A 23,469-nucleotide genomic window follows, 5' to 3' on the forward strand; every position below is an offset into this window, starting at 1 on the left:
AAACATCTTTCATAAAATTACAGTTAAATATTAAAATTATTTTTTGGGGCAATGTTTAAAGTGAGATGTATCTGATTTCGGAAATTTGAAATCAACGCCAGAAGCTTTAAATTGCTAATGATATGTTCGCATCGTGAAGAAGGTTCCTTTTAAAACTATGTATGAAAAATATCAAACTCATTGAAGTGCCCAGCGAAATTGGTGCAGGTACGCGTGGCGCCAGCCTTGGAGTAGAAGCCATTAAAATAGCGGCCCTTGATTTTATGAGCAATTTCTTTGTTCATTTTCCTTCAGAAAAAATTGAAACAGAAAATCACCTGCTTTTTGAGCCCATTCAATCGCCCTATGCAAAAAGAATCAGCGGTGTTCTCACCATGATTGACCGCGTAGCGCAAAGCGTAAAAGATACCATAAAAAACAATTTTTTCCCAGTGGTACTTAGCGGAGACCATAGCACTTCAGCAGGCACCATTGCCGGCATAAAACTGGCAAAACCCCAAAGCCGCCTGGGGGTAATCTGGATAGATGCACATGCAGATATTCATACCCCCTATACCACTCCTTCCGGAAATATGCATGGCATGCCGCTGGCCGCTTCAATCGGCGAGGACAATAACGAAAATAAAATGCACGAACCTGATTCAAAGACCATTAAAGAGTGGGAACAAATTAAAAACTATGGAAAAATTAATCCTAAAATTTTAGCAGATGATATTGTTTTTATTTCGATAAGAGATTTTGAAAAAGAGGAAAAATACCTGATTGATAAATATGGCATGAAAGTGATTACAACCAGCGAGCTTAGAAGAAAAGGCGCTGAAAGTGTATCGCGCTCGGCATTGCGTTTTTTAAATGAATGCACAGACATTTACGTAAGCTTTGATGTGGATTGCCTTGACTCTTCTATTTCAAGAGGCACAGGAACGCCGGTACATAACGGTTTGCGCGAAAGAGAAGCCGAAGATTTGGTAAGCAAGTTTATGCAAAACAGGAAAATTTGCTGCTTTGAAATCACCGAAGTAAACCCGACTCTTGACAGAGAAAACCTGATGGCCGAAATTGCATTTAATATACTTCAAAGAAGTGTGAATGTTTTAATGATGAATTAATAAAAACCTAAAAAATAATCTGCTCACTCATGGAAAAATTTATCCCCGTTGGCCAGGCGCGGTTTCTTCATTTTCTTTCAAAAATGGAAATGATTCTGGATGAGGCAACGGCTTCTGCTAATCCTGCCAGGATTGTGTATGAGCAGGATTTACGAAGCGTGCTTTTTATGCTGGAGGGGCTGAGCCGGATTTATAAAAAAGTGTATCCGCACCAGAAAATAAAAAAATTAGAAAAGAAGTTTAAACACTTTGAAGACTTGCTCGGTGGTTTAAATTTCTATGATGAATTTTATAAATTATTTCAGGATAATGAGAAAATACCTGCCCTGGTTACTTCGTATGCAGCAGAAAAAGCTGAGGAAAAACTAAATGAGGTTAATAAATTTTTAATAGAAAAGAAATGGATTGGTGAGAAAAAAAAGCAACTCAAAAAAATATATAAGATCCTCGACAAAGTGGAATGGTTTGATGAAACTGGCGATGCGAGGGCAGTTGCATTTATTTATGAAAATGAAATAAGAAAGGTGATTAAAAAATTTAAAAGAAGGGAAGAACCATTTATAGACATAGAGCAGGATGTTCATGAGCTACGGCGCCAGCTAAGATGGTTGAGCATTTATCCCCAGGCGTTATGCGGATTAGTTCAGCTAACTGCAGAAGATGATTGCCCTGAATATTTAAAAAAATACCTGACGCCCGAAATTGTACATTCAAAATTTAATGTGATGCCTGCCGGTGATGCACTCAATCATCAAATCTTTCTCAACAGGAATTATTTCTACGCCCTAAGCTGGATGATTGCTGAATTGGGAAAATTAAAGGACAGTGGTTTAGAGTTGATATTACTAAAGGAAGGTCTCAAAAAAGTTTTTAAGGTATCTGCGCATTCTGGCCGGTTGGCCGGTTCATTTAGTAATGATGGCCAGTTGACGATAGCTGAAGTTCTTCAAAAATCTAACAATATTGCTGACCAATTTTTCCATGAAAAAATCCTTTCGCATTTGGTACAATCAACAAAATAAAAAATGCTACCCAATTTGATAAAGGGTTTTTTGATTTTACCATGCTTTTTTTATTTGAATAAAATGTAATAAAGCGTTTCCAGGCAAAATAAAAATAACGAAATTTATTGCTTTACTGTTTTCCCGGGATGCCAAAAAAACACACTTAACCGTTTCCAATTATAGTTTTTATCAATAGCATCGGCGAGGTGGCGTTGTAAGATGGCAAAAAAATTGCGGCTCTATAAACATACCAATTACCGGCAGGTGAAACAAATGCATTTCCTCAAAAAAATGGGTAACGAAATTGAAAACATCCAGCGTTCATTCTTCCTCCAAAGCGATTGTTCCATTACAAATTCGTTACCTGAAAAAATGATTATCTAAATAAGAATCTATGAATACAAGGTTTAACAGCGATGTGTATGGCCTTTTGCCTGAAGGTATTGAAGGAATTGATGCTCTTGCTGAGCTGGCGCTTGATATCCGATGGTCGTGGAATCATGAAGCAGATTCATTATGGCAACAACTTTACCCTTCATTGTGGGAACACACGCACAATCCATGGCTGGTGCTGCAATCTGTATCAAGAGAAAGTTTGAAAGAACAAATGGAGGATAGCAGTTTTCGTGAAAAAATTAAAGCATTGATGATAGCCAAAGAGGAGATGGCTACTTCCGGCACGTGGTTCACCGACTCTTTTCATGATAGCCCTCTTAAGACTATTGCTTACTTCAGCATGGAATATATGCTCAGCGAAGCGCTTCCGATTTATGTGGGAGGTTTAGGAAATGTTGCAGGTGATCAACTAAAGTCTGCAAGTGATTTAGGCGTGCCGGTCATAGCGGTTGGACTTCTTTACCAGGAAGGATATTTCCATCAGCAGATTGATAAAAACGGTTTTCAGCAGGAATTGTATCCTTATAATGACCCCGGTCAACTGCCCGTTACGCCACTTAGATTGCCTGATGGCAAATGGCTGCGGTTTCAAATTAGCTTATCGGGAAGGCCGCTATGGATACGGGCATGGCAGGTGCATGTGGGAAGGTGCAAACTTTACCTGATGGATTGCAACGACCCCGCAAATTTGCCGGCGCACAGAGGCATCACCAGCCAGATTTATGGTGGAGATTCTGAGCTTCGCATCCAACAGGAAATTGTTCTTGGGATTGGTGGCCTTAAACTGCTTGAAGCACTTAACATCCATCCTGAAGTTTGCCACCTGAACGAAGGCCACGCAGCTTTCCTGGTTTTGGAACGTGCGTACCAGTTTATGAAAGCGAACCATCTTTCTTTTGAAGAAGCGCTTGCAGTTACCAGGGCCGGAAATGTTTTTACGACCCATACTGCGGTCGCTGCCGGCTTTGACCATTTCAGTCCTGAGCTTATGACGCAGTATTTTTCGGGATATGCAGCCAATGAACTCCAGGTAGATTTTGAAAACCTGATGGCTCTGGGAAGAGAGGATGCCAACAATGATAAAGAGTATTTTAATATGGCGTTTCTTGCAATGAGAGGCTCCGGAAATGTTAACGCGGTTAGTAAATTGCATGGGAAGGTTAGCCGGCAATTATTTTCTAATCTTTATCCCCGCTGGCCCGTTGACGAAATTCCTGTTGATTCTATAACAAATGGAGTACATACACCAAGTTGGGATTCAGAATTTGCCGATGAGCTGTGGACAAAAAATTGTGGTAAAGAGCGCTGGAAAGGCAATTTAAAAACCATACAAAAAAATATTGACAAAATCTCCGGCGATTCTCTTTGGGAAATGCGAAATGATTCACGTAATAAATTGGTGAACTACGTTCGGCAAAGGTTTGAAACACAAAGTTTGGTTTCCGGCCTGCCATCAGAGGTTACCAAGGCCGCGAAAAATATTTTTGATGCGCATACTTTAACGCTTGGCTTTGCCCGTAGATTTGTTCCCTATAAAAGGCCAAACCTTCTTTTGCATGATCGTGACAGGTTTATTAGAATTCTCACCAATCCAGAGTTTCCGGTTCAGCTAATTATAGCGGGCAAAGCGCCGCCAGCCGATAAAAGTGGTAAAGATTTGGTTCATGAATGGAATCAATTTATTCAACAGAACAATTTATACAAGCATGTAATTTTTCTGAGTGATTATGATATGCAGTTAACCGAACAACTGGTTTCGGGAGTTGATGTTTGGATAAATACGCCGCGCCGGCCATGGGAAGCCTGCGGCACAAGCGGCATGAAAGTGCTCGTGAATGGCGGAATTAATTTATCTGAATTAGATGGCTGGTGGGCTGAGGCTTACACGCCGGAGGTTGGCTGGGCGCTGGGAGACATGCGCGAACATGGCGAAGATCCGGCGTGGGATGCTGCCGAGGCAAATAATCTCTACGACTTATTAGAGCAACAGGTGGTGCCTGAATTTTATTCAAGAAATGAAGAGGGAATTCCTGCCAAATGGATCGAAAAAATGAGACATAGCATGGCCACACTGACGCCTGAATTTTCTGCAAACAGAACGGTTAGAGAATATACAGAAGAATCTTATTTGCCCACTGCCAAAGAGTACCTCAGGAGAGCTGGCAACAATGGTTTGATGGGTAAAAACCTTGTTGAAACTGCCAGTCTTGTAAAGCAAAAATGGAAAGATATCCATTTTGGTAAAATCGATGTTCAAAAATCAGACAATGATTATGCAGTTTCTGCCAGTATTTTTTTTGACGACCAGCTAAGAGATAAGATTTGCGTGCAACTCTTCGCCAATGGAAATGACGAAAATGGCCCGGAGATTTTAAAGATGCATTTTCAATCAATATCGGATGACAAAACGGAGCACAAATATTGTGTAGAAATAAAAACTGATCAAAATTTTTCAGATTATACGGTCAGGATAATTCCGTGCTATGATAACATCAAAGTGCCGCTGGAAAATAATCTTATTCTATGGCAACATTAGCTAATGAATAATGCGTGAATTTTGAATATAGATGGCGCAAAAAATAAATTTTAATGAATAAGGATATTTTAAAAGAAACAATAGCAGAGCTTTTTTCCGACCATAAAGGCTTGCTTGCTATGGATGAAAGTATAAGCACCTGCAATAAACGTTTTGCTGCTGCAGGGATTCCGGAAACTGTTGAGATGAGACGAAAATACCGGGAGTTGATCGTTACCACCAAAGGCCTGAACGAAGGAATTGGTGGTGCTATATTATTTGATGAAACAGTGAGGCAAAATACCAAAGACGGTATTCAAATGGCAGAAGCGCTGAAAAGAAACGGAATAATTCCAGGAATTAAAGTAGATAAACATGCAAAACCAATGGCTGGTTTCCGTGGTGAAAAAATCACCGAAGGACTGGATGGGCTACGTGAAAGGCTGGAGGAGTATAAAACTTTGGGAATGCGTTTTGCAAAATGGCGCGCCGTTATTTCGATAGGTGAAAATATCCCATCCGTTGAATGCATAGAAGCCAATGCCGTTGCGCTCGCAAGATATGCAGCCTTATGCCAGGAAGCCGACATCGTGCCGATAGTTGAACCTGAAGTATTGATGGACGGAAATCATTCGATAGATAAATGTTACGAGGTGACAGAGCAGGTACAAAAAATACTTTTTTATCAGCTTTATAAATACCGGATTGAAACAGAAGGAATGATTCTGAAACCAAATATGATTATACAGGGCGATGAAAGTGATGAAAAAAACAGCGTAGATAAAGTGGCTGAATATACGGTTAACTGTTTGCTTGCATCAGTTCCTGCCAATGTTCCGGCGGTTGCTTTCTTATCCGGTGGCCAGCCGCCCGAACTGGCTACGGCTCATTTGAATGCCATCAATAAAAATTATAAAAAACGTTTACCCTGGACTGTTAGTTTTTCTTTTGCAAGAGCCATTCAGCAACCTGCACTTGAAGCGTGGAACGGAAAGGATGAAAACGTAGAAAAAGCACAAGCTCTTTTGTACATGCGGGCTAAACTAAATGCCATAGCAAGGAGCGGTCAATATAATTTGAGCATGGAGAAATAAAATCAATAAATTTACTGTTATGAAAATAAGCCAGTTTGCAGGAAAGCCTGCTCCAGATGAGATTCTTGTAAATATCCCCCATCTAATCAGCGCCTATTATTATGGCAAACCTGAACCGACTGTTCCGGAGCAACGTGTGGCTTTTGGAACATCCGGTCACAGAGGGTCTTCCTTGAATAATTCATTTAATGAAAACCATATACTTGCCATTACACAGGCGATTTGCCTCTACCGCAAGCAGCAAAATATCGATGGGCCTTTATTCATCGGGATGGACACGCATGCACTTTCTTTGCCGGCACATATTTCTGCAATTGAAGTATTGGCCGCCAACAATGTTGAAACGATGATTGCTGAAAATAATGAATACACGCCCACACCTGTCATTTCACACGCAATACTAACGTATAACCGTACACGTAAAACCGGGTTAGCCGATGGAATTGTTATCACGCCTTCTCACAACCCGCCGGATGATGGAGGTTTCAAATACAATCCGCCTCACGGAGGCCCTGCTGAATCTTCTGTTACAAGCTGGATTGAAAAAAGAGCCAACGAAATTTTGGAAAATAATTTGAAAGAGGTAAGGCGTATGATTTATAGCCAGGCGCTAAAAGTTTCAACCACGCATCAGCATAATTACTTTACTTCCTACATCAACGATCTTTCCCAGGTGCTGGATTTAAAAAAAATCAGTGAATCAAAAATAAAAATGGCAGTGGATCCGCTGGGCGGGGCTGGTGTTCATTATTGGGAGCCTATAGCAGACCGTTATAACCTTAATCTTACTATTACCCAAAAACAAGTAGATCCTACATTCAGATTTATGACCGTAGACTGGGATGGCAAAATCCGCATGGATCCCTCATCGGGATATGCGATGCAAAGCCTGGTGGGATTAAAAGATAAATTTGATATTGCTTTTGCCTGCGACACAGATCACGACCGACATGGAATTGTAACAAGGTCTGTTGGCTTAGTGCCTCCCAATCATTATTTATCCGTTTGTATATTTTATCTGTTCAATCACCGGCCCGAATGGGGAGAAAAAACATCCGTAGGAAAAACACTGGTGAGCAGCGGAATGATTGACCGTGTAACGGCTATGCTTAAACGAAAAGTGGTGGAAGTGCCGGTCGGATTTAAGTGGTTTGTGGATGGGCTGCTGGATGGCTCGCTCGGCTTTGTGGGTGAAGAAAGCGCCGGCGCTTCGTTCCTTAAAATGAATGGTAATACCTGGACGACTGATAAGGATGGCATGATCGCAGCCCTGTTATCTGCTGAAATCACTTCTGCAACCGGGAAAGATCCAGGAGAGATTTATAAAGAACTGGCTGAAGAACTGGGCGATCCTGTGTATGATCGTATTGAAGCAAAAGCAACACCGGAACAAAAGAAAAAACTTGGCAAACTTTCTCCTTCTATGGTGCAGCAAAAGGAATTAGCAGGAGAAAAAATTACAAATATTCTCACCAATGCGCCGGGCAATAATGCACCTATCGGCGGGTTAAAAGTTACTTCTGAAAATGGCTGGTTTGCCGCGCGTCCGTCAGGCACTGAGGATATTTATAAGATCTACGCGGAAAGCTTTAAAGGAAAAGATCATCTCGAAAAAATTATTGAAGAAGCGCAATCCATTGTGGACGATGCTTTAAAGAAATAATTTGCTGATTTTTACTGCTGCAGCCAGTAAAGAAACAAATAGGCTGCTTTTTATTTTATGCAAAAAATTCTTAGCAATTTATATGGTATCTCAAACTAGATCACATTTTATAATCGGTTTAAAACTTCCTTCCCCATGGCTTCGGTACCTAGTATCTTTTCCGGTTTCGTTTGAGGATCGGCAATATCTCTTGTGCGCCAGCCGGCTTTTAATACCTTATCCACTGCAGCAATTATTGCTTCTGATTCTTCTTTCATTTTAAAAGAAATGTCTAATAATAACGCTGCGGATAAAATGGACGCCAATGGATTGGCAAGGCCCTTTCCGGTGATATCGTGTGCCGAGCCATGTATTGGCTCATATACCCCCGTTCCATCGCCAACGGATGCACTGGCCAACATGCCCATCGAGCCTGCAATCTGCGATGCCTCATCGGTAAGGATATCACCAAATAGATTTGCCGTAACCACCACATCAAACCTTCGCGGATCTTTAATAAGCAACATAGCAGTTGCATCCACAAACTGGTGCTCCACTTCGATATCAGGATATTCAGTAGCAACTTTCTGAACTACTTCGCGCCACAATCTTGAGGTTTCAATTACATTGGCTTTATCAACAGAGCATACTTTTTTTCTTCTTGTGCGTGCTGCATCAAACGCTTTCCGTGCAATGCGCTCCACTTCATAGCGGCTGTATTCTGCTACATCATACGCAGTATCGCCGTTGTTCTTTCTTCCTTTTTCCCCGAAATAAATATCCCCGGTTAATTCGCGAAAAAAAAGAATATCCGCGCCTTTTAATATTTCGGGCTTTATGCTGGAAGCGTCAAGTAATTCATCAAAAAGTTTAATAGGACGGATGTTTGCATATAATCCCAACTCCTTCCTCATTTTTAGCAAACCCTGCTCTGGCCTTACTTTTGCCGATGGGTCATTATCATACTTAGGATGACCCACGGCACCGAAAAGCACAGCATCAGATTTACGCATTTTTTCCAGTGATTCATCAGGCAAAGGATTTCCTGTGGCCTCAATAGCAACATGTCCTATCAGCGCTTCATCATAGCTAAACTCATGATTAAACTTTTCTGCAATTTTGTCCAGCACCTTTTTACCAACTGCGGTTACTTCCTGCCCTATTCCATCCCCCGGGACAATTAAAATATTTTTGTTTGCCATAATTGTGAGGCAAGAGTTGTAAGGCAAAGAGGCAAGAGTAAAAAAGAAATGCCATTTACCTAATCAATCTTGCTTATTTTATTTTTTGAATGATTGAATACAACATTTTGTCTATCTCTATACTTAAGTCTATAATTTCCTGATGCTTTTGTTCACCTAAATATTTTAGGTTAAAAGCTATTTCAATTTGAGTTTGTAATTCATACAAAGAACCCACGGCTATTTGCAAAAATCTTTTATAATCATTGGTAGATTTTCTACCATATCCTTCCGCGATATTGCTTGGGATAGATATCGCGCTTCTTCTCAACTGGCTTGTCAAACCATATATTTCAGAATTTGGAAAAACCTTGGTGATTTCATAAATGTTCATAACTAAAAGCATAGACTTTTGCCAAATAAAAAGATCCTTATACGATTTAATAATGCTCATTAATGTGAGGCAAGAAATGTGAGGCAAAGAGGCAAGAGTAAAAAAGAAATGCCATTTACCTAATCAATCTTGCTTATTTTATTTATTGAATTGAATATGATTTTGTTTATTGATCTGCCTTTTTGCCTCTTTACCTCTTGCCTTTTGCTGCCTCTATCCTCTTGCCTTCTAAATACTATTCAACATCTTCAAAGTAGACTTAATCGCGGCAACGGTTTGATCACTGTCCAGCCCCCGTGTTTTAAATTCTCTCCCATTATGCCTCCAGGTGATGATGGTTTCACATAATGCATCGCTTTTTCCACCCGGCGGAATACGCACGGCATAATCTGTTAGCTCCGGGAGAACCATTTTCTTTTGTTTGTAGATTTTTTTCAAAGCATTCATAAAGGCATCATATTGGCCGTCGCCCTGGGCATGTTCTTCTACAGATTGCCCTTCTACCGTAATTTTTAAAGTGACCGAAGGATTCAAATCTTTGGAGTGGGTAAGTACATAATCTTCAATCCTTACTTTTTGCTGCACTGCCACGCTGTCCAAAACATCAGAAATAATGTAAGGAAGATCGGCAGGACTCACAATCTCTTTGCGATCACCCAGCTCGATAATTCGTTGTGTTACTTTTTTCAGATCCTGATCAGATAAATGAATACCTAATTGTAAAAGATTATTTTCAATATTTGCTTTTCCACTTGTTTTTCCTAAAGCATATCTCCGCTGGCGGTCAAAACGCTCAGGCATCAGCTTGCTGAAATAGAGTTTATTTTTTTTGTCGCCATCAGCATGAATGCCTGCGGTTTGGGTAAAAACATTTTCTCCCACAACGGGCCTGTTTGCAGCAATTCTGAAACCGGAAAAAGTTTCTACCAATTTGCTTACGCTATACAACGATTTTTCAGACACTGAAGTTTTTATTTCAGGCAAAAAATCATTAATGACAGCAATAGCGCTCGCCAACGGAGCATTTCCCGCTCTTTCGCCCATTCCATTTACTGTGAGGTGAACGCCGTGTGCGCCCGCCTTTAGCGCCTCTAACACATTTGCCGTACCCAAATCATAATCGTTATGTGCGTGAAAATCAAAATGAATTTTAGGATAGCGTTGAATGGTTTGAGAAATAAAGTCGAACGATTCTTTTGGCGTTAATATCCCCAATGTATCAGGAAGCATGACTCGCTTTATAGGCTGGGTAATTAAAAAATCAAGGTATTGAAAAACATATTCTTTAGAATGGCGCATTCCGTTGCTCCAATCTTCAAGATAAACATTGCAATCAATGCTTTTGGCTCTTGCCAATTTTATTACTTCTGCTATTTCAGCAAAATGCTGCTCAGGCTTCTTTTTTAACTGATGCGTCAAATGATTTAATGAACCTTTGGTAAGAAGATTCATAACCCTTGCTCCGGCCTTCATCATCCATTCTACGGAAACATCGCCATCCACAAAAGTCAGCACTTCTACCCTATCCAGCAGTTTGTTGGATTTAGCCCATTTTGTTATTTTTTTTACAGCCTCAAACTCTCCTTCCGACACGCGTGCAGAAGCGATTTCAATCCGGTCAACTTTTAATTCGGTTAAGAGAAGCTTCGCAATAGTTAATTTTTCTGCAGAAGAAAAGGAGACGCCGCTGGTTTGCTCACCATCGCGGAGCGTAGTATCCATTATTTCTATATGTCGCTGGGATTTTGGCATTTGTAATTTTTTTGAGCCTGATTAGTATAAGCTCTTTTCAGCAAATGTTTGGATGTCATTTTTCATGGCCTGCAAATAATCAATGTCGTCAAAGCCATTCAACAAATTATGTTTTTTGTAGCCATTGATTTCAAATGATTCTTTTTCACCCGTAGCCAGGATGGTGATAGCCTGTTCCTGAAGGTCAATTTTCAATTCGGTTCTAGGATCTTTTTCAATTGCTTCAAAAATTCTTATCAAAAATTCTTCACTTACCTGCACCGGAAGTATGCCGACATTTATTGAATTATTTTTAAAAATATCTGCGAAAAAACTGGAGACAACGGCACGAAAACCATAATCGTAAATTGCCCAGGCCGCATGTTCGCGGCTGCTGCCACTTCCGAAATTTTTACCACCTACTAATATTTTTCCTGAATAGATGGGATTGTTTAAAACAAAATCTTTTTTAGGAGAATCATCTGAATTGTATCTCCAGTCGCGAAAAAGATTATCACCGAAGCCTTTGCGCTCAGTAGCTTTTAAAAATCGCGCAGGAATTATCTGGTCTGTGTCTACATTTTCAATCGGCATAGGAACCGCTGTACTTGTCAGTACTGTAAATCTATCGTAAGCCATTTTAAATTGTAAGTCGTAAGTTATAAGTTGAGGTTATAAGTTGTAAGCCGAATGCTCAAAGCTGAAAGCTGGATGCCTTACGCCTCTTGCCTTCTGCGTCATGCATTTTCAAAGCAAATCTCTTGGGTCAGTCACTACTCCTGTAACTGCCGCTGCTGCGGCTACCAGCGGACTTGCCAGCATGGTTCGTGCGCCTGGCCCCTGCCTTCCTTCAAAATTCCTGTTGCTGGTGCTAACGGCGTATTTGCCTGCCGGAATTTTATCATCATTCATGGCCAGGCATGCTGAGCATCCAGGCTGACGCAACTGGAATCCCGCTTCGGTTAAAATATCCAAAATACCTTCTTCCTTTATTTGTTGCTCTACTATGTGGGAACCCGGAACTATCCATGCAGTAACGTGGTCTGCTTTTTTCCTTCCTTTTATGATGGATGCAAATGCACGAAAATCCTCAATCCTTCCGTTGGTGCAACTTCCAATAAAAACGTAATCTACTTTTTTCCCGAGCATTGCATCTTTTTCATGAAAACCCATATAATTCAGCGATTTTTCATAGCTGGCATTTCCACTTAACGTGTCATTTGAAACGGGGATGTGTTTGCTGATACCCAATCCCATTCCCGGATTGGTGCCAAATGTAATCATCGGTTCAATGTCGGCTGCATCAAAATGATATTCTTTATCGAAAATCGCATCAGCATCTGTTTTCAGCGTTTTCCAGTAAAGCAACAAATTATCCCATTTTTCATTTTTGGGCGCTTTGTCTTTTCCTTTTAAATAGGCAAACGTTGTTTCGTCAGGGGCTACCATGCCGCCGCGTGCGCCCATTTCAATGCTCATATTACAAACGGTCATCCTGCCTTCCATGCTGAGGTTTTCAAAAACTTCACCGGCGTATTCCACAAAGTATCCTGTTGCGCCTGCGGCTGTTAATTTTGAAATGATATACAGCGCTACATCTTTTGCCGTGATTCCTTTTCCTAATTTTCCGTTTACACTGATGCGCATCTTCTTTGGCTTTGGCTGCATGATGCATTGCGAAGCAAGAACCATTTCCACTTCAGAGGTGCCGATGCCAAACGCAATAGCGCCGAATGCGCCGTGGGTAGAAGTATGAGAATCACCGCAAACGATTGTAATGCCCGGCAAGGTTATCCCGTTTTCAGGGCCAACTACATGCACAATTCCGTTTTTCGGGTTATTCAAACCCCAGTGTGAAATTCCATATTTTGCAGAGTTCATTTCCAGCGCTTTAAGCTGGTTGGCGGAAAGCGGGTCCTGTACGGGCAAATGCTGGTTGATGGTAGGTGTATTGTGATCGGCTGTAGCGAAAGTTTTTTCAGCATACATCACTTTTAATCCCCTGCTTTCAAGCCCCCTGAAGGCAACAGGACTCGTAACTTCATGAATAAAGTGCCTGTCGATAAATAAAACGTCTGGGCCGTCTTCGATTTTTCTGACGACGTGAGAATCCCAAACTTTATCGAAAAGCGTTTTGGAAGTATTGCTCATTTTAAATTTTTGATTAGAAGCGCAAATTTCCTAAAAAACCTTTAAATATTTTGCATTTAATTTAAAAGCTAATCGTTAAAATCCGTTTTGTCGTTTGAGAAAAAATCAAAAGCGTATTCAAAGCAAAAGCACGGGACTTTGCAGGGAAGGCTAAATAAGTGGCAGAAGGGTTTTTTACTCATTTTTGTTTAATCCATCCAGCCATTTATCAAGTGCCAGGTATACTCCATTTGTCCAGCCAAAACCATCCTGGGTAGGATATTCTCCCCCGCCCGCTTTAATTTCAGTGCTGACCACATTGTATTTTTCCATCAATTTCCCTGTGGCGTCATACACCCGGCGGTTTATGTCCATCCATCTTTTTGCGATGTCTTTTGCCAAATCAACAAAACCATATTTTGCTAATCCGTGGATGGCTATCCACTGCAACGGCGCCCACCCATTTGGTGCATCCCACTGCTGGCTTGTAGTTTCAAGTGTAGAAATTAACCCGCCGGCACAAAGAAATTTATCCTTTATTATTTTTGCAACTCCATCGGCCTGTTCGGGGGTAGCTATACCGAAATATAATGGGAAAGTAGCGGCTAATGTATACACCTTTTTGAGTGCATTTTCTTTATGGTCAAAATCGAAAAAGAATTTTTCGTCCCCATTCCAGCAAAATTTAAAAAGGGTTTGTTTCCTTCTTTCGGCCAGGTTAGTATAGTTCTCACAATTTGCTTTGTCGCCTGCTACTTCATAGGCTTTGGCAATCGTTTGTTCAAGATTTAACAAGAGACAATTTAAATCTACCGGGACAATTTCTGTGGCATGAATACTTGAAAAATCTCCTCTTACTTTAAACCATCGTCCTGAAAAATCCCAGCCGGATTCAGCGGCGGCTCTCAGATTGCGATACACACTTTTTTTATCTTCAGCATTTTCTGCCAGTGCCACCTCATGCTTATATGCCTCAGGCCGCGGAGCATCGGATTCATCCCAATAATGATTTAAAATGCCTTTATCGGGCAGCATTACAAGATGATGGACAGAGGAACTTTTCAGGTCAATTTGATCAGAACCTTTCATCCAAAAGCTATATTCTTTTTCAAGTTGAGGCAGGTATTTCACAAAAGTTTCGTCACCTTTTTCCTCTGCTAAAAGCTGAATCATGCAGGCAAAAAACGGAGGTTGTGATCTTCCCAAAAAATAGGTGCGGTTGCCGTTTGGAATGTAGCCAAAGCGATCAATGAGATAACAAAAATTGTCAATCATATTTTGAATCAAATCGATCCTTCGCGATACCTGGAGGCCGAGCATGGTAAAATAACTATCCCAATAATATATTTCCCTGAATCTTCCCCCAGGCACAATGTAGGGATTGGGCAAAGGCACCAGCGAATTATGAGATTCTTCGGGCTGGCGGGTGAGAAAGTCCCAGAGCTTTTCGATGTGTTCCTTAATAGGCCTTCCTTTCACGCTTACGAAGTCGGTTTTAAAACTCACCGGCTCTGTGAAATGGGTATGCACAAAAGAGGATAAATCGAAATTTGGTTCATTTTTTTCTCTTTCATAACGGTCATGGATATCCGAAAGTGACGACTTGGGCGTGCAATCCACAAATGTTTTATTATCCGGGAAAACTTTTTCTGTCTGCACCCTTTCAAATAATTCGCCCAATGAAAAAATATAATTTATTTCCATACACAACTTATTACATCAATTAAAATCCTGTTCATTCACCAAAAGCGGTTTCTTTTGCAGGCGGTTGAAAAAAACAAGGCAAACGATAAGGATCGCGATAGGTATCAGTGAAAAATAAAAAGCGGTTTGACCGCCATAGGCTTCAAATACGTGGCCGGTTATAATTGATCCGGTAGTGCCGCCCAATGCCGAAAAAATTACGATGAGCCCACTCATCGGGCCCTGTTGTTTTAATGGCAAAGAACTTAGGATTACTGAATTAATCGCTGGATAAACAGGCGCGATTAGCAAGCCGATCAGAGGAAACACATAAGCTACAAATGGCGCTTCTAGCCAGCTATCTATCAAACTTACATGAATCTTTGACGCAAGAGGAATCACCAATACCACCAATATTGCCGCAAGCAAAAGGCATGTAATTATCACCTTTAGCCAATGAATTTTTCTGAGTAGAAAGCCAGCAATAAACCTGCCAACCGCAGTTGATATAGCGAGTATGCTTGTCATCTGTATGGCCAGGCTTGTAGAAAGATGCAGTACCTGCTTGTTAAAAGTGGGTAGCCAGCTCATTATGCTTTGTTCAATCAATACATAAAAAAATGCGCTGATGATAAAAATCAAAACCAGCGGTTTTATAGCGAGCGCCATCATTTCAGCAAACTCTTTTATAAAGGATTTAGGTTCTTCTTCTTTCACGGAAGATTCATCAAGCCGCGCGGTGAGCAACAATAAAAAAGCGAATGCAGAAAGTACGGCAAGCAAATAATAAACATTTAACCATGACGTAGAAGAAGGATTATTGTTGTCAACAAAAGCCCCGAAAATAAAATAACCGGCAAGAATGCCTATCATAAAAAAAGATTCAATAAAGTTCATGAAGCTTGCATGATCTTTTTTGTTGGAAGTTACGAGGCCGATGGTGGCATAAACCGAAACTTTTATCAGCGCAAAACTTACTCCTGTAACGGCAAATAAAATTTTGGTCATTGCAAATCCGCCAATAGCGGGCATCAGGAGGCATGCAATGATTACAAAAATTAAAGCCAGCAACATAGAACGTTTATAACCAATGCGGGTAATATAAGAAGCAACGAGAAATGAGGCAATTGCAATACTAAGGTCTTTGAAAGCCTCAAGAATACTGGCGGTGCCTTGTGTAATTCCATAATTATTCTGCACCTGCAGAATGACGGTTCCAACACTGTTGAGCAAAATGGCAAAAACAAAATAATTGATAAATAGCGAAAGCTTTATCTGCCAGTTGTTCATTGCAATATCGTTTGTATATTCTTCGAATATACTATTTTATTTATGCAGGAATTTTTTTTTAAACAGGCTTAATCAGATGTTGCCGTGCAGTGAAGCAATAAAAAAATCAAATTTTTATTTTCTCTCAAATGGATTGAAAAAAGGCTCTATTCATGTTTTTGACTGGCGGCTTTTAAAGCGTTGGCTTTTTCCCAGGCTGTGCGGCCAAGACCGGGTACTACATGCCTGTCGCTGTGGTATGATGAACGCACTAATGGCCCGCTTTCCACATAATCAAAACCAATCTGGTAGCCAATTTCTCTGAGTTCTGCAAATTCTGAAGGATGCACAAAACGTGCGACGGGCAAATGTTTAGGCGTAGGTTGTAAATATTGGCCTAGAGTAATTACATCTACTTCGCTGTCTTTCAAATCCTGCATCGTTTGAACCACTTCTTCCTTTTTTTCTCCGAGGCCAAGCATAATTCCACTTTTGGTACGCATGCCACCTCTTTTAAGAATGCGCAAAGTTTCCATGCTTCGCCAATATTTTGCCTGGATTCTTACACTGCGTGTTAAGCGTTCGACAGTTTCAATATTATGGCTTACCACCTCGGGAGCGGCGTCAATAATACGTTGTATATTTTCAGCCTCAGCTTTAAAGTCAGGGATTAACGTTTCCAGCGTTGTATTCGGCGCAATTTTTCTCACCGCATTAATGGTTTGTTGCCAGATAATTGACCCGCCATCTTTTAATTCATCCCTATCCACCGAAGTTATTACCGCATGCTTCACTTTCATCAGGGAAATAGCTTCTGCTACTCTTTTGGGTTCCTGCAAGTCCGCTGGCAGAGGCCGCCCTGTAGCTACCGCGCAAAAACCACAGCTGCGGGTGCAGATATTTCCGAGTATCATAAAAGTGGCGGTGCCTTCGCCCCAACATTCTCCCATATTTGGACAATTGCCGCTTTCGCAGATCGTATGCAGTTTATGTTCATCTACAATTTTTCTTACCTGCTTGTATTCTTCTCCTATTGGTAATTTAACCCGAAGCCAGTTTGGTTTGCGGGGTTTTTCCAATACAGGCACGTCCATTACTTCACTCATTTATCGAAAATTTATTTTGGTCAAAATTAATTAAAGAGAAATTATTTTCTCTTCCCGAAGATGATGGCCACATATCCGCCAAAAAATAATTGCTTCTCTTTATTGTAAACCATCTGTGGGATTTTTTTTGCATAGAAATCAATATTCAAACCCACTTCAATCGCAGACACTAATTCGTTGAAGCTGCCGTAATCGAAGCGCACAGCGGTTTTGGCGTAAAGGCCCGGAGTGATGGTAAGCTCGTTCCAACCTTTGCCCAATGTGGGGCCGCCAAAAACATTGCCACCTAAAAATTGTGCACTATCGGCTGAGTTGTATTTGATATAATCTACTCCATTGCCATTTTGTACCTGCACATAATAAGGCCGCAGCAATGCAGCAGTAACACCGCCTCCATAGTTTGCCGTAATGGCCACGCCGTTTTTATTGGCTTTATTGCCTAACAAAACCTGTTGCTGAACGCCGAGTTTTACAGGATAAAAAAAGTTTTCTTTTCCATAAATAAAAGGCACCGTGTTGGCATAAAATCCGCTTTGCTTTTCTTCTTTAATGTGTTTACGCTCGCTGATTTCAAGCTGGTAAAGCAACGCTTTTTTTACTGAGCTTGCTCTTCCCAGTTCAAAGAAAACGCCATAACCGTCGGTAGTGAGCTTGGCGCCAAAAGAAAAGCTTTTTCGATAGGTAATCACGCCTTCTTCTTCCTGCCTTATCATTTCGCTCACTTTCGCTCTTTTTTTCTGTTGACGCTCCTTCTTTGTTTCCTGGCCAAATGAATGGAAAGAGATAAATCCACTTATGATAATGATGACTATTTTTCGCATTTGTTATTGATGTCTTAGTACTGTAAATTTATCGCAAAAATAATATAATGACTGCATCAATAACATACAAAGGAAATTTAAGGTGTGAAGCATTTCACCTGCAGAGTTCTTCAAAAATTGAGACCGATGCGCCGACTGATAATCATGGAAACGGGGAGCGTTTTTCTCCAACAGATTTATTATGTGTATCGCTTGCAACCTGCATGCTTACAACAATGGGCATCAAAGCAAATGATATGAATGTTGATATTTCCCGCTCACGGGCCGACGTTACAAAACACATGGCGAGCGACCCAAGAAGGGTGGCAAAGATTGAAGTATATGTCACCTTGCCGCAAAATATAAATGAAAAGGAAAGGTTAATTTTGGAAAAAACCGGAAACAACTGCCCGGTTGCAAAAAGTGTTCATCCTGATATTGAATTGATTTTGCAATATGACTGGAAACTATAATTAATTATCCAATATGCTGATTAGCTAATTAGCGAATTGGCTAATCAGAGAATTGTGTTTTTTTTAATAATGAAACTCCAATTGCGCATTCAAGACATTGTTTTCTTTCACAATAATGATTTTTCAGTTGGATGAAAGCCTGTGAATCGAAGGCTTTTTTATTGGAGTAACCGAGGTGCTCAAAACCCTTTGTGATATTGTTTTTTTCGGGTGGAATTTCCTCAAGCCATTGAATGGCTTTTTCCTTATATAATTCATCATTGTGATGGAGCCCGTAACAAAAAACTATGGGCACAACTGTATTAATCAAAATATTGTTTATCATTTGAACGCCGAGCCGCTTAATTTTAAATTCGCTTTTCTCATCAAAAATGTAATGATAATGCCAATAATCATTCGCATGTATTTCAAACATTTTTTTCAACTCATGCGTAGATTTCGTTTCTTTTATTTTTGAAAACAAATGTTCGCTGTTGTGAAGAAGCATCGCCAGTTGTGCAAGCCGGAGTGTGGGAAAATTAGCAGGCCTCATTCTTAAAAAATGCAAGCTTTCATCTACCGGGTGAAGGCCATATTTTTTTCTTAAAAATTCATATTCTTTTGTAAGCAGGCATGGGTAGTCTTCTTCAAATTCTTTTTGAAGCAAGCCGGCCTGGCCAAAAAGAAAAGCCTCAAGCTGGATGATGTTATTTTTGTGCCGGGCAAGCAGCGATAACGGTAAAGATTGTGCGATTTTTCTGAAGGGATCAGTATTTATTTTTAAACCAAAATTTGCAGCTATCAGCCACCAGAATGTTTCTTCCCAATGGTAATTGGTATCTTCAAGAATCTTAAAAATACTTTCTGATTTCAATAATAATCTTTCGGCCACAAGGCGGTGTTTCCACGCTGTCATACTAATCTCGCTGAGGTTTTTTCCCAAATTTTCGCACGGAATAAAAGCAGGCGGCTCCATCATCTGAAGGCATTTTGTAAGCAGCAATTTCGATACACGATTTTGTAATTCAAGTGTGGGCAAATGATTGCCATGGTTGTCTATGATTTCTTCGTCATGGTTCCATACAACATGGAGAATAATATTATTGTAATTATTATCTTTTGAGTGATGATGCTTTTTCCAATCGGACGAATTAATGTGAATTTCTATATTCCCTGCCCAAAAAGTATCGTTGATTTTAATTTTAGCATCTGAAAAATCCGGCCCCTGGTTTCGGTTGTGCAGGCCAGGATGAATAATAGACAGTTGATTGCCTTTGGCACATTGCAGTTGGCCGTGATTGTAATTTTGGAATTTCCAGATATAATGAAGAATCTCCTCACGCATAGCAGTAGTTTTTTGGATGGAGCATTAAAAATAAAAAATAATTTCCATGAAAAAGATAGAAATTGATTGAACAAAAAATCACCTTAAAAAATAGAAATGATTTCCTTTTTGATTTACTTTTGCCATCCTATTTTAAATAAACAGCAATTGCCCGGGTGGCGAAATTGGTAGACGCACTGCCTTCAGGTGGCAGCGTTCGCGAGGATGTGCTGGTTCGAATCCAGTCCCGGGCACAAACAAAAAGTCCCTACGACAGTAATAATCGGGGGACTTTTCTATTTTAAATAACGATTTTCCGGCTTGCATGCGTACGTAAGCAAAATAAAAACCTGAGTTATTTATCGCTTTACTATAAATATTCGCGATGAAAAAGTGATGGTATAAAATTTTCCTCTTTTGGCAGAATGCTTTCTTTTATTACAAAATTTTCTGTCGCCGGGCTTTCAGGTTTGACTACTGTTGGTGCATATTTGCAATACTCTTTATCTTTTATTCTACCTAAACTAACGAGCGCCAGATAGATGGCTGCGATAACGCTGAGATAAAAGCCAAAAGTCAATACATCTGTAACACCGGGCGCCATATAATTTATGTCGCTGGACATATTATTGTACATATGCCCCATTTCTTCAGGTATCTCAGGTTTCATTTTGAAATAAAGCCCGATGATACCAATTATCAAATAAACAGCAGGAAGAATATGCGCCAATTTGAAATATTTTGAAAATTTCTGAACACCGGAAACATTTTGATACAAAATCAAAGCGCCACTCAAAGGCACTACGATGGCCAATACCATAAACAGACGCGAAACACCATGAATAAAATAAGCGAACAAAGCGGAAGGAATTCCATCGGAGGTAATTGATAATCCCGACATTGAAATGACAGTCAGGCTAATCCAAGGTAGGAAATAACACAGCACTAAAATAGCTGCTGAAATGTTGGAACCCGTAAATTTTACTTTGCTCATAACGATCACAGTTTTGAAATGATAAATTCAAGAATGCGAAAAGAAAATTTTCAACGGTGTATAATCACAACTTTCGGAAGCTAATATTCATTTCTTTATTAAATGTTGAAAGGGCGGGGAAAAGAAATAAAGAAATGCAAGGCAAATATAGAAGAAAAAATATTTATATAAATAGGAATAATGATTTAAATTTTTTCCAATAATTTAGAAACCGGATATGGCGGAAAAAGATATTTTGAAAAGAAACAATTTAAGAATAACTAAATATAAATATACTATTTTGCACGCTTAAGGTGCGTGAGTTTAATATTAAACCTTAACCTGATACAGTAATACTTTATTCCACTTTAAACCTGAAGCATGATAAAGCATTTGCCCCCAAAAAAAACGTATTGCACTCCAACAGTTTTCGTTCCGACGGATATGATACAAATCATTGATTAAATTTCTTTGCTATGATTGTGCTCATAAAATAAAGTACAGCCGGTCTGTAATATTGCACAGTAAAATTTAAGCAACGGAATTTAAAAGTTCCCTTAATTTTTTTGGCCGTTGGTAACCGATAAATTAAAAATTCCATTTTATTCACTCTTCAAATCAATTTATGAAAAAAAGTCTCTTACCGGTACTTTCCATTTTCACAGCAGCAGTGCTGTTTGGTATAACCGGTTGCAAACCCAAAAACGCGGGCAACGCCGCAGAAGGCGACGCCGCATCTAAAGTTTATGTAGCTCCGGGAAAATACGATGAGCTTTATAATTTCGTTTCCGGAGGATTTAGCGGACAGGTAAGTGTTTACGGATTGCCCTCAGGCAGATTGCTCAGAGTAATTCCCGTTTTTTCAACAGACCCTGAAAGTGGGTATGGCTATAGCGAAAACACCAAGCCGATGCTTAATACTTCTCATGGCATGATTCCATGGGACGACCAGCACCACCTGGATCTTTCCCAAACCAATGGCGAAGTAGACGGACGCTGGATATTTGCAAATGGTAACAATACCCCGCGCATTGCCCGTATTGATTTAAAAACTTTCCGGACTGCCGAAATTCTTGAAATACCTAACAGCGCCGGAAACCACTCCTCGCCTTTCATCACAGAGAATACAGAATATGTGGTGGCAGGAACCAGGTTCAGTGTTCCTATGGATAATGAAGACAAGGATGTGCCTATTAGTAGTTACAAGAAAAATTTTAAAGGAACTGTAAGCTTTATAAGTGTTGACCCGCAAAGCGGAAATATGAAAATTGCTTTTCAACTTATGCTGCCGGGAATTGATTTTGACTTAAGCCATGCCGGCAAAGGGCCCAGCCACGGTTGGTTTTTCTTCAGTTGCTACAATTCGGAGCAGGCGCATACTTTGCTTGAGGTAAATGCTTCACAAAGGGATAAGGACTTTATCATGGCCGTAAACTGGAAAAAAGCAGAGGAATATATCAGACAAGGAAAAGGTAAAAAGCAAACTGTGAAATATGCGCACAATGTGTACAGCGACAGCACACACACTGCCACCTCAACTATCGAAACTGAAACCCTGGTATTGGATGCGAAAGATCTTCCGGGAATTGTTTATATGATCCCATGCCCCAAATCTCCTCACGGTTGCGATGTTGATCCTTCGGGCGAATATATAGTGGGCAGTGGAAAACTGGCTGCTTTGATCCCGGTATTTTCTTTTCAAAAAATACAAAAAGCCATTGCAGATAAAAACTTTGATGGTGATTACCAGGGCCTTCCTGTAATTAAATATGAAGCAGCGTTGCATGGAGAAGTAAAGAAACCCGGCTTAGGCCCGTTACATACTGAATTTGACGGCAAGGGCAATGGATATACCACCATGTTTATTTCTTCTGAAATAGTGAAATGGAGCCTTAAAGATTTAAAAGTGCTTGACAGGCATGCCACTTATTATTCTCCCGGCCACCTCATGATTCCTGGCGGCGATTCTAAAAAGCCTTACGGTAAGTACCTGGTGGCTTACAACAAAATTACCAAAGACAGATATTTACCAACAGGGCCGGAGTTAGCACAAAGCGCTCAATTGTTTGATATCAGCGGCGACAAAATGAAGTTGCTATCTGATTATCCAAGCATTGGTGAACCCCACTATGCACAGGCAATCCCTGCAAGCATTGTTTCTAAAAATTCCGTGAAAATATTCGACATCACTAAAAATGCAAATCCCTTTGTAGCGCTGGGTGAAAAGAATTCAAAGGTAGTGCGGAATGGCAACCGTGTGGATGTATATATGACCATGATCCGGTCGCATTTATCACCGGATAACATTGAGGGTGTGAAAGTAGGTGACGAAGTATATTTCCACCTTACTAACCTTGAGCAGGATTGGGATGTGCCACATGGCTTCGCAATTAAAGGCGCAAACAACGCCGAGTTGCTGGTGATGCCAGGTGAAACCCAGACACTGAAATGGGTACCCACAGAAGTGAATGTATATCCTTTTTATTGCACTGACTTCTGCAGCGCTTTACACCAGGAAATGCAGGGTTATATACGTATCTCGGCTAAAGGATCCAATGTTCCTATTTCATTTAGCCTGGGAAAAAATTCTGTAGACCCTACAACCATGGATTCGGCAAAATCCAAATAATATAATATAATAAATAATCAACAGGCCTGGATTGGCC

The 23,469-nt window shown here is 40.3% G+C and carries 18 protein-coding genes and 1 tRNA gene; 8 read left to right on the forward strand and 11 right to left on the reverse strand.

Annotated elements, in window-relative coordinates:
* The first annotated feature begins 161 nt into the window (after positions 1 to 161).
* From EFY79_RS14535 to pgm, 5 genes are all read left to right on the forward strand, one after another.
* Positions 162 to 1,109, forward strand: coding sequence for an arginase (locus EFY79_RS14535; protein ID WP_123121442.1), 948 nt, complete (start codon positions 162 to 164; stop codon positions 1,107 to 1,109).
* Between the two features lie 29 nt (positions 1,110 to 1,138).
* Positions 1,139 to 2,131 carry a hypothetical protein gene (locus tag EFY79_RS14540; protein ID WP_123121443.1) on the forward strand — a complete coding sequence of 331 codons (993 nt, stop codon included), beginning with the start codon at positions 1,139 to 1,141 and terminating at the stop codon, positions 2,129 to 2,131.
* Positions 2,132 to 2,507: 376 nt separating this feature from the next.
* Positions 2,508 to 5,045, forward strand: a complete 2,538-nt coding sequence (gene glgP, locus EFY79_RS14545) for an alpha-glucan family phosphorylase (RefSeq protein WP_123121444.1) — start codon at positions 2,508 to 2,510, stop codon at positions 5,043 to 5,045.
* Positions 5,046 to 5,098: 53 nt separating this feature from the next.
* Complete coding sequence (locus EFY79_RS14550; RefSeq protein WP_123121445.1) at positions 5,099 to 6,118, forward strand: class I fructose-bisphosphate aldolase; 1,020 nt, start codon at positions 5,099 to 5,101, stop codon at positions 6,116 to 6,118.
* Positions 6,119 to 6,137: 19 nt separating this feature from the next.
* On the forward strand, positions 6,138 to 7,781 hold the full coding sequence (pgm, locus tag EFY79_RS14555) for a phosphoglucomutase (alpha-D-glucose-1,6-bisphosphate-dependent) (protein ID WP_123121446.1): 1,644 nt from the start codon (positions 6,138 to 6,140) through the stop codon (positions 7,779 to 7,781).
* A gap of 107 nt (positions 7,782 to 7,888) precedes the next feature.
* Here pgm and leuB read toward each other — a convergent pair whose 3' ends face one another.
* The 9 genes from leuB to EFY79_RS14600 form a co-directional block, all read right to left on the reverse strand.
* On the reverse strand, positions 7,889 to 8,962 hold the full coding sequence (gene leuB, locus EFY79_RS14560; RefSeq protein ID WP_123121447.1) for a 3-isopropylmalate dehydrogenase: 1,074 nt from the start codon (positions 8,960 to 8,962) through the stop codon (positions 7,889 to 7,891).
* A 73-nt stretch (positions 8,963 to 9,035) separates the two neighbouring features.
* Entirely contained in the window at positions 9,036 to 9,395 is a 360-nt protein-coding gene (locus EFY79_RS14565; protein ID WP_123121448.1) for a four helix bundle protein, read from the reverse strand.
* A 168-nt stretch (positions 9,396 to 9,563) separates the two neighbouring features.
* Positions 9,564 to 11,087 (reverse strand): alpha-isopropylmalate synthase regulatory domain-containing protein, encoded by a 1,524-nt coding sequence (locus EFY79_RS14570; protein WP_123121449.1) that lies wholly within the window; start codon positions 11,085 to 11,087, stop codon positions 9,564 to 9,566.
* 21 nt (positions 11,088 to 11,108) lie between these two features.
* Positions 11,109 to 11,705 (reverse strand): 3-isopropylmalate dehydratase small subunit, encoded by a 597-nt coding sequence (gene leuD / locus EFY79_RS14575; protein ID WP_123121450.1) that lies wholly within the window; start codon positions 11,703 to 11,705, stop codon positions 11,109 to 11,111.
* Between the two features lie 108 nt (positions 11,706 to 11,813).
* Positions 11,814 to 13,217, reverse strand: coding sequence for a 3-isopropylmalate dehydratase large subunit (gene leuC, locus EFY79_RS14580; protein ID WP_123121451.1), 1,404 nt, complete (start codon positions 13,215 to 13,217; stop codon positions 11,814 to 11,816).
* Positions 13,218 to 13,391: 174 nt separating this feature from the next.
* Positions 13,392 to 14,900 (reverse strand): alpha,alpha-trehalase TreA, encoded by a 1,509-nt coding sequence (gene treA, locus EFY79_RS14585; RefSeq protein ID WP_123121452.1) that lies wholly within the window; start codon positions 14,898 to 14,900, stop codon positions 13,392 to 13,394.
* 15 nt (positions 14,901 to 14,915) lie between these two features.
* Positions 14,916 to 16,169, reverse strand: coding sequence for an MFS transporter (locus EFY79_RS14590; RefSeq protein WP_123121453.1), 1,254 nt, complete (start codon positions 16,167 to 16,169; stop codon positions 14,916 to 14,918).
* Positions 16,170 to 16,315: 146 nt separating this feature from the next.
* On the reverse strand, positions 16,316 to 17,254 hold the full coding sequence (gene lipA, locus EFY79_RS14595) for a lipoyl synthase (RefSeq protein ID WP_123121454.1): 939 nt from the start codon (positions 17,252 to 17,254) through the stop codon (positions 16,316 to 16,318).
* Positions 17,255 to 17,295: 41 nt separating this feature from the next.
* Positions 17,296 to 18,075 carry a hypothetical protein gene (locus EFY79_RS14600; protein ID WP_123121455.1) on the reverse strand — a complete coding sequence of 260 codons (780 nt, stop codon included), beginning with the start codon at positions 18,073 to 18,075 and terminating at the stop codon, positions 17,296 to 17,298.
* 47 nt (positions 18,076 to 18,122) lie between these two features.
* On the opposite strand from EFY79_RS14600, the gene EFY79_RS14605 reads away from it, so the two are divergent.
* Complete coding sequence (locus EFY79_RS14605) at positions 18,123 to 18,527, forward strand: OsmC family protein (protein ID WP_123121456.1); 405 nt, start codon at positions 18,123 to 18,125, stop codon at positions 18,525 to 18,527.
* 40 nt (positions 18,528 to 18,567) lie between these two features.
* Here the strand turns inward: EFY79_RS14605 and EFY79_RS14610 are convergent, their stop codons facing one another.
* Positions 18,568 to 19,851 carry a DUF2851 family protein gene (locus EFY79_RS14610; RefSeq protein ID WP_123121457.1) on the reverse strand — a complete coding sequence of 428 codons (1,284 nt, stop codon included), beginning with the start codon at positions 19,849 to 19,851 and terminating at the stop codon, positions 18,568 to 18,570.
* Between the two features lie 149 nt (positions 19,852 to 20,000).
* Between EFY79_RS14610 and EFY79_RS14615 the strand changes: the two genes are divergently transcribed.
* A tRNA-Leu gene (locus tag EFY79_RS14615) sits at positions 20,001 to 20,084 on the forward strand.
* A 116-nt stretch (positions 20,085 to 20,200) separates the two neighbouring features.
* On the opposite strand, the gene EFY79_RS14620 is transcribed toward EFY79_RS14615, so the two are convergent.
* Positions 20,201 to 20,824, reverse strand: a complete 624-nt coding sequence (locus EFY79_RS14620) for a hypothetical protein (RefSeq protein WP_123121458.1) — start codon at positions 20,822 to 20,824, stop codon at positions 20,201 to 20,203.
* Positions 20,825 to 21,428: 604 nt separating this feature from the next.
* On the opposite strand from EFY79_RS14620, the gene nosZ reads away from it, so the two are divergent.
* Complete coding sequence (gene nosZ, locus EFY79_RS14625) at positions 21,429 to 23,432, forward strand: Sec-dependent nitrous-oxide reductase (RefSeq protein ID WP_123121459.1); 2,004 nt, start codon at positions 21,429 to 21,431, stop codon at positions 23,430 to 23,432.
* Positions 23,433 to 23,469 lie beyond the last annotated feature (37 nt).

The organism is Hanamia caeni (assembly GCF_003721595.1).
Lineage (GTDB): Bacteria > Bacteroidota > Bacteroidia > Chitinophagales > Chitinophagaceae > Ginsengibacter > Ginsengibacter caeni.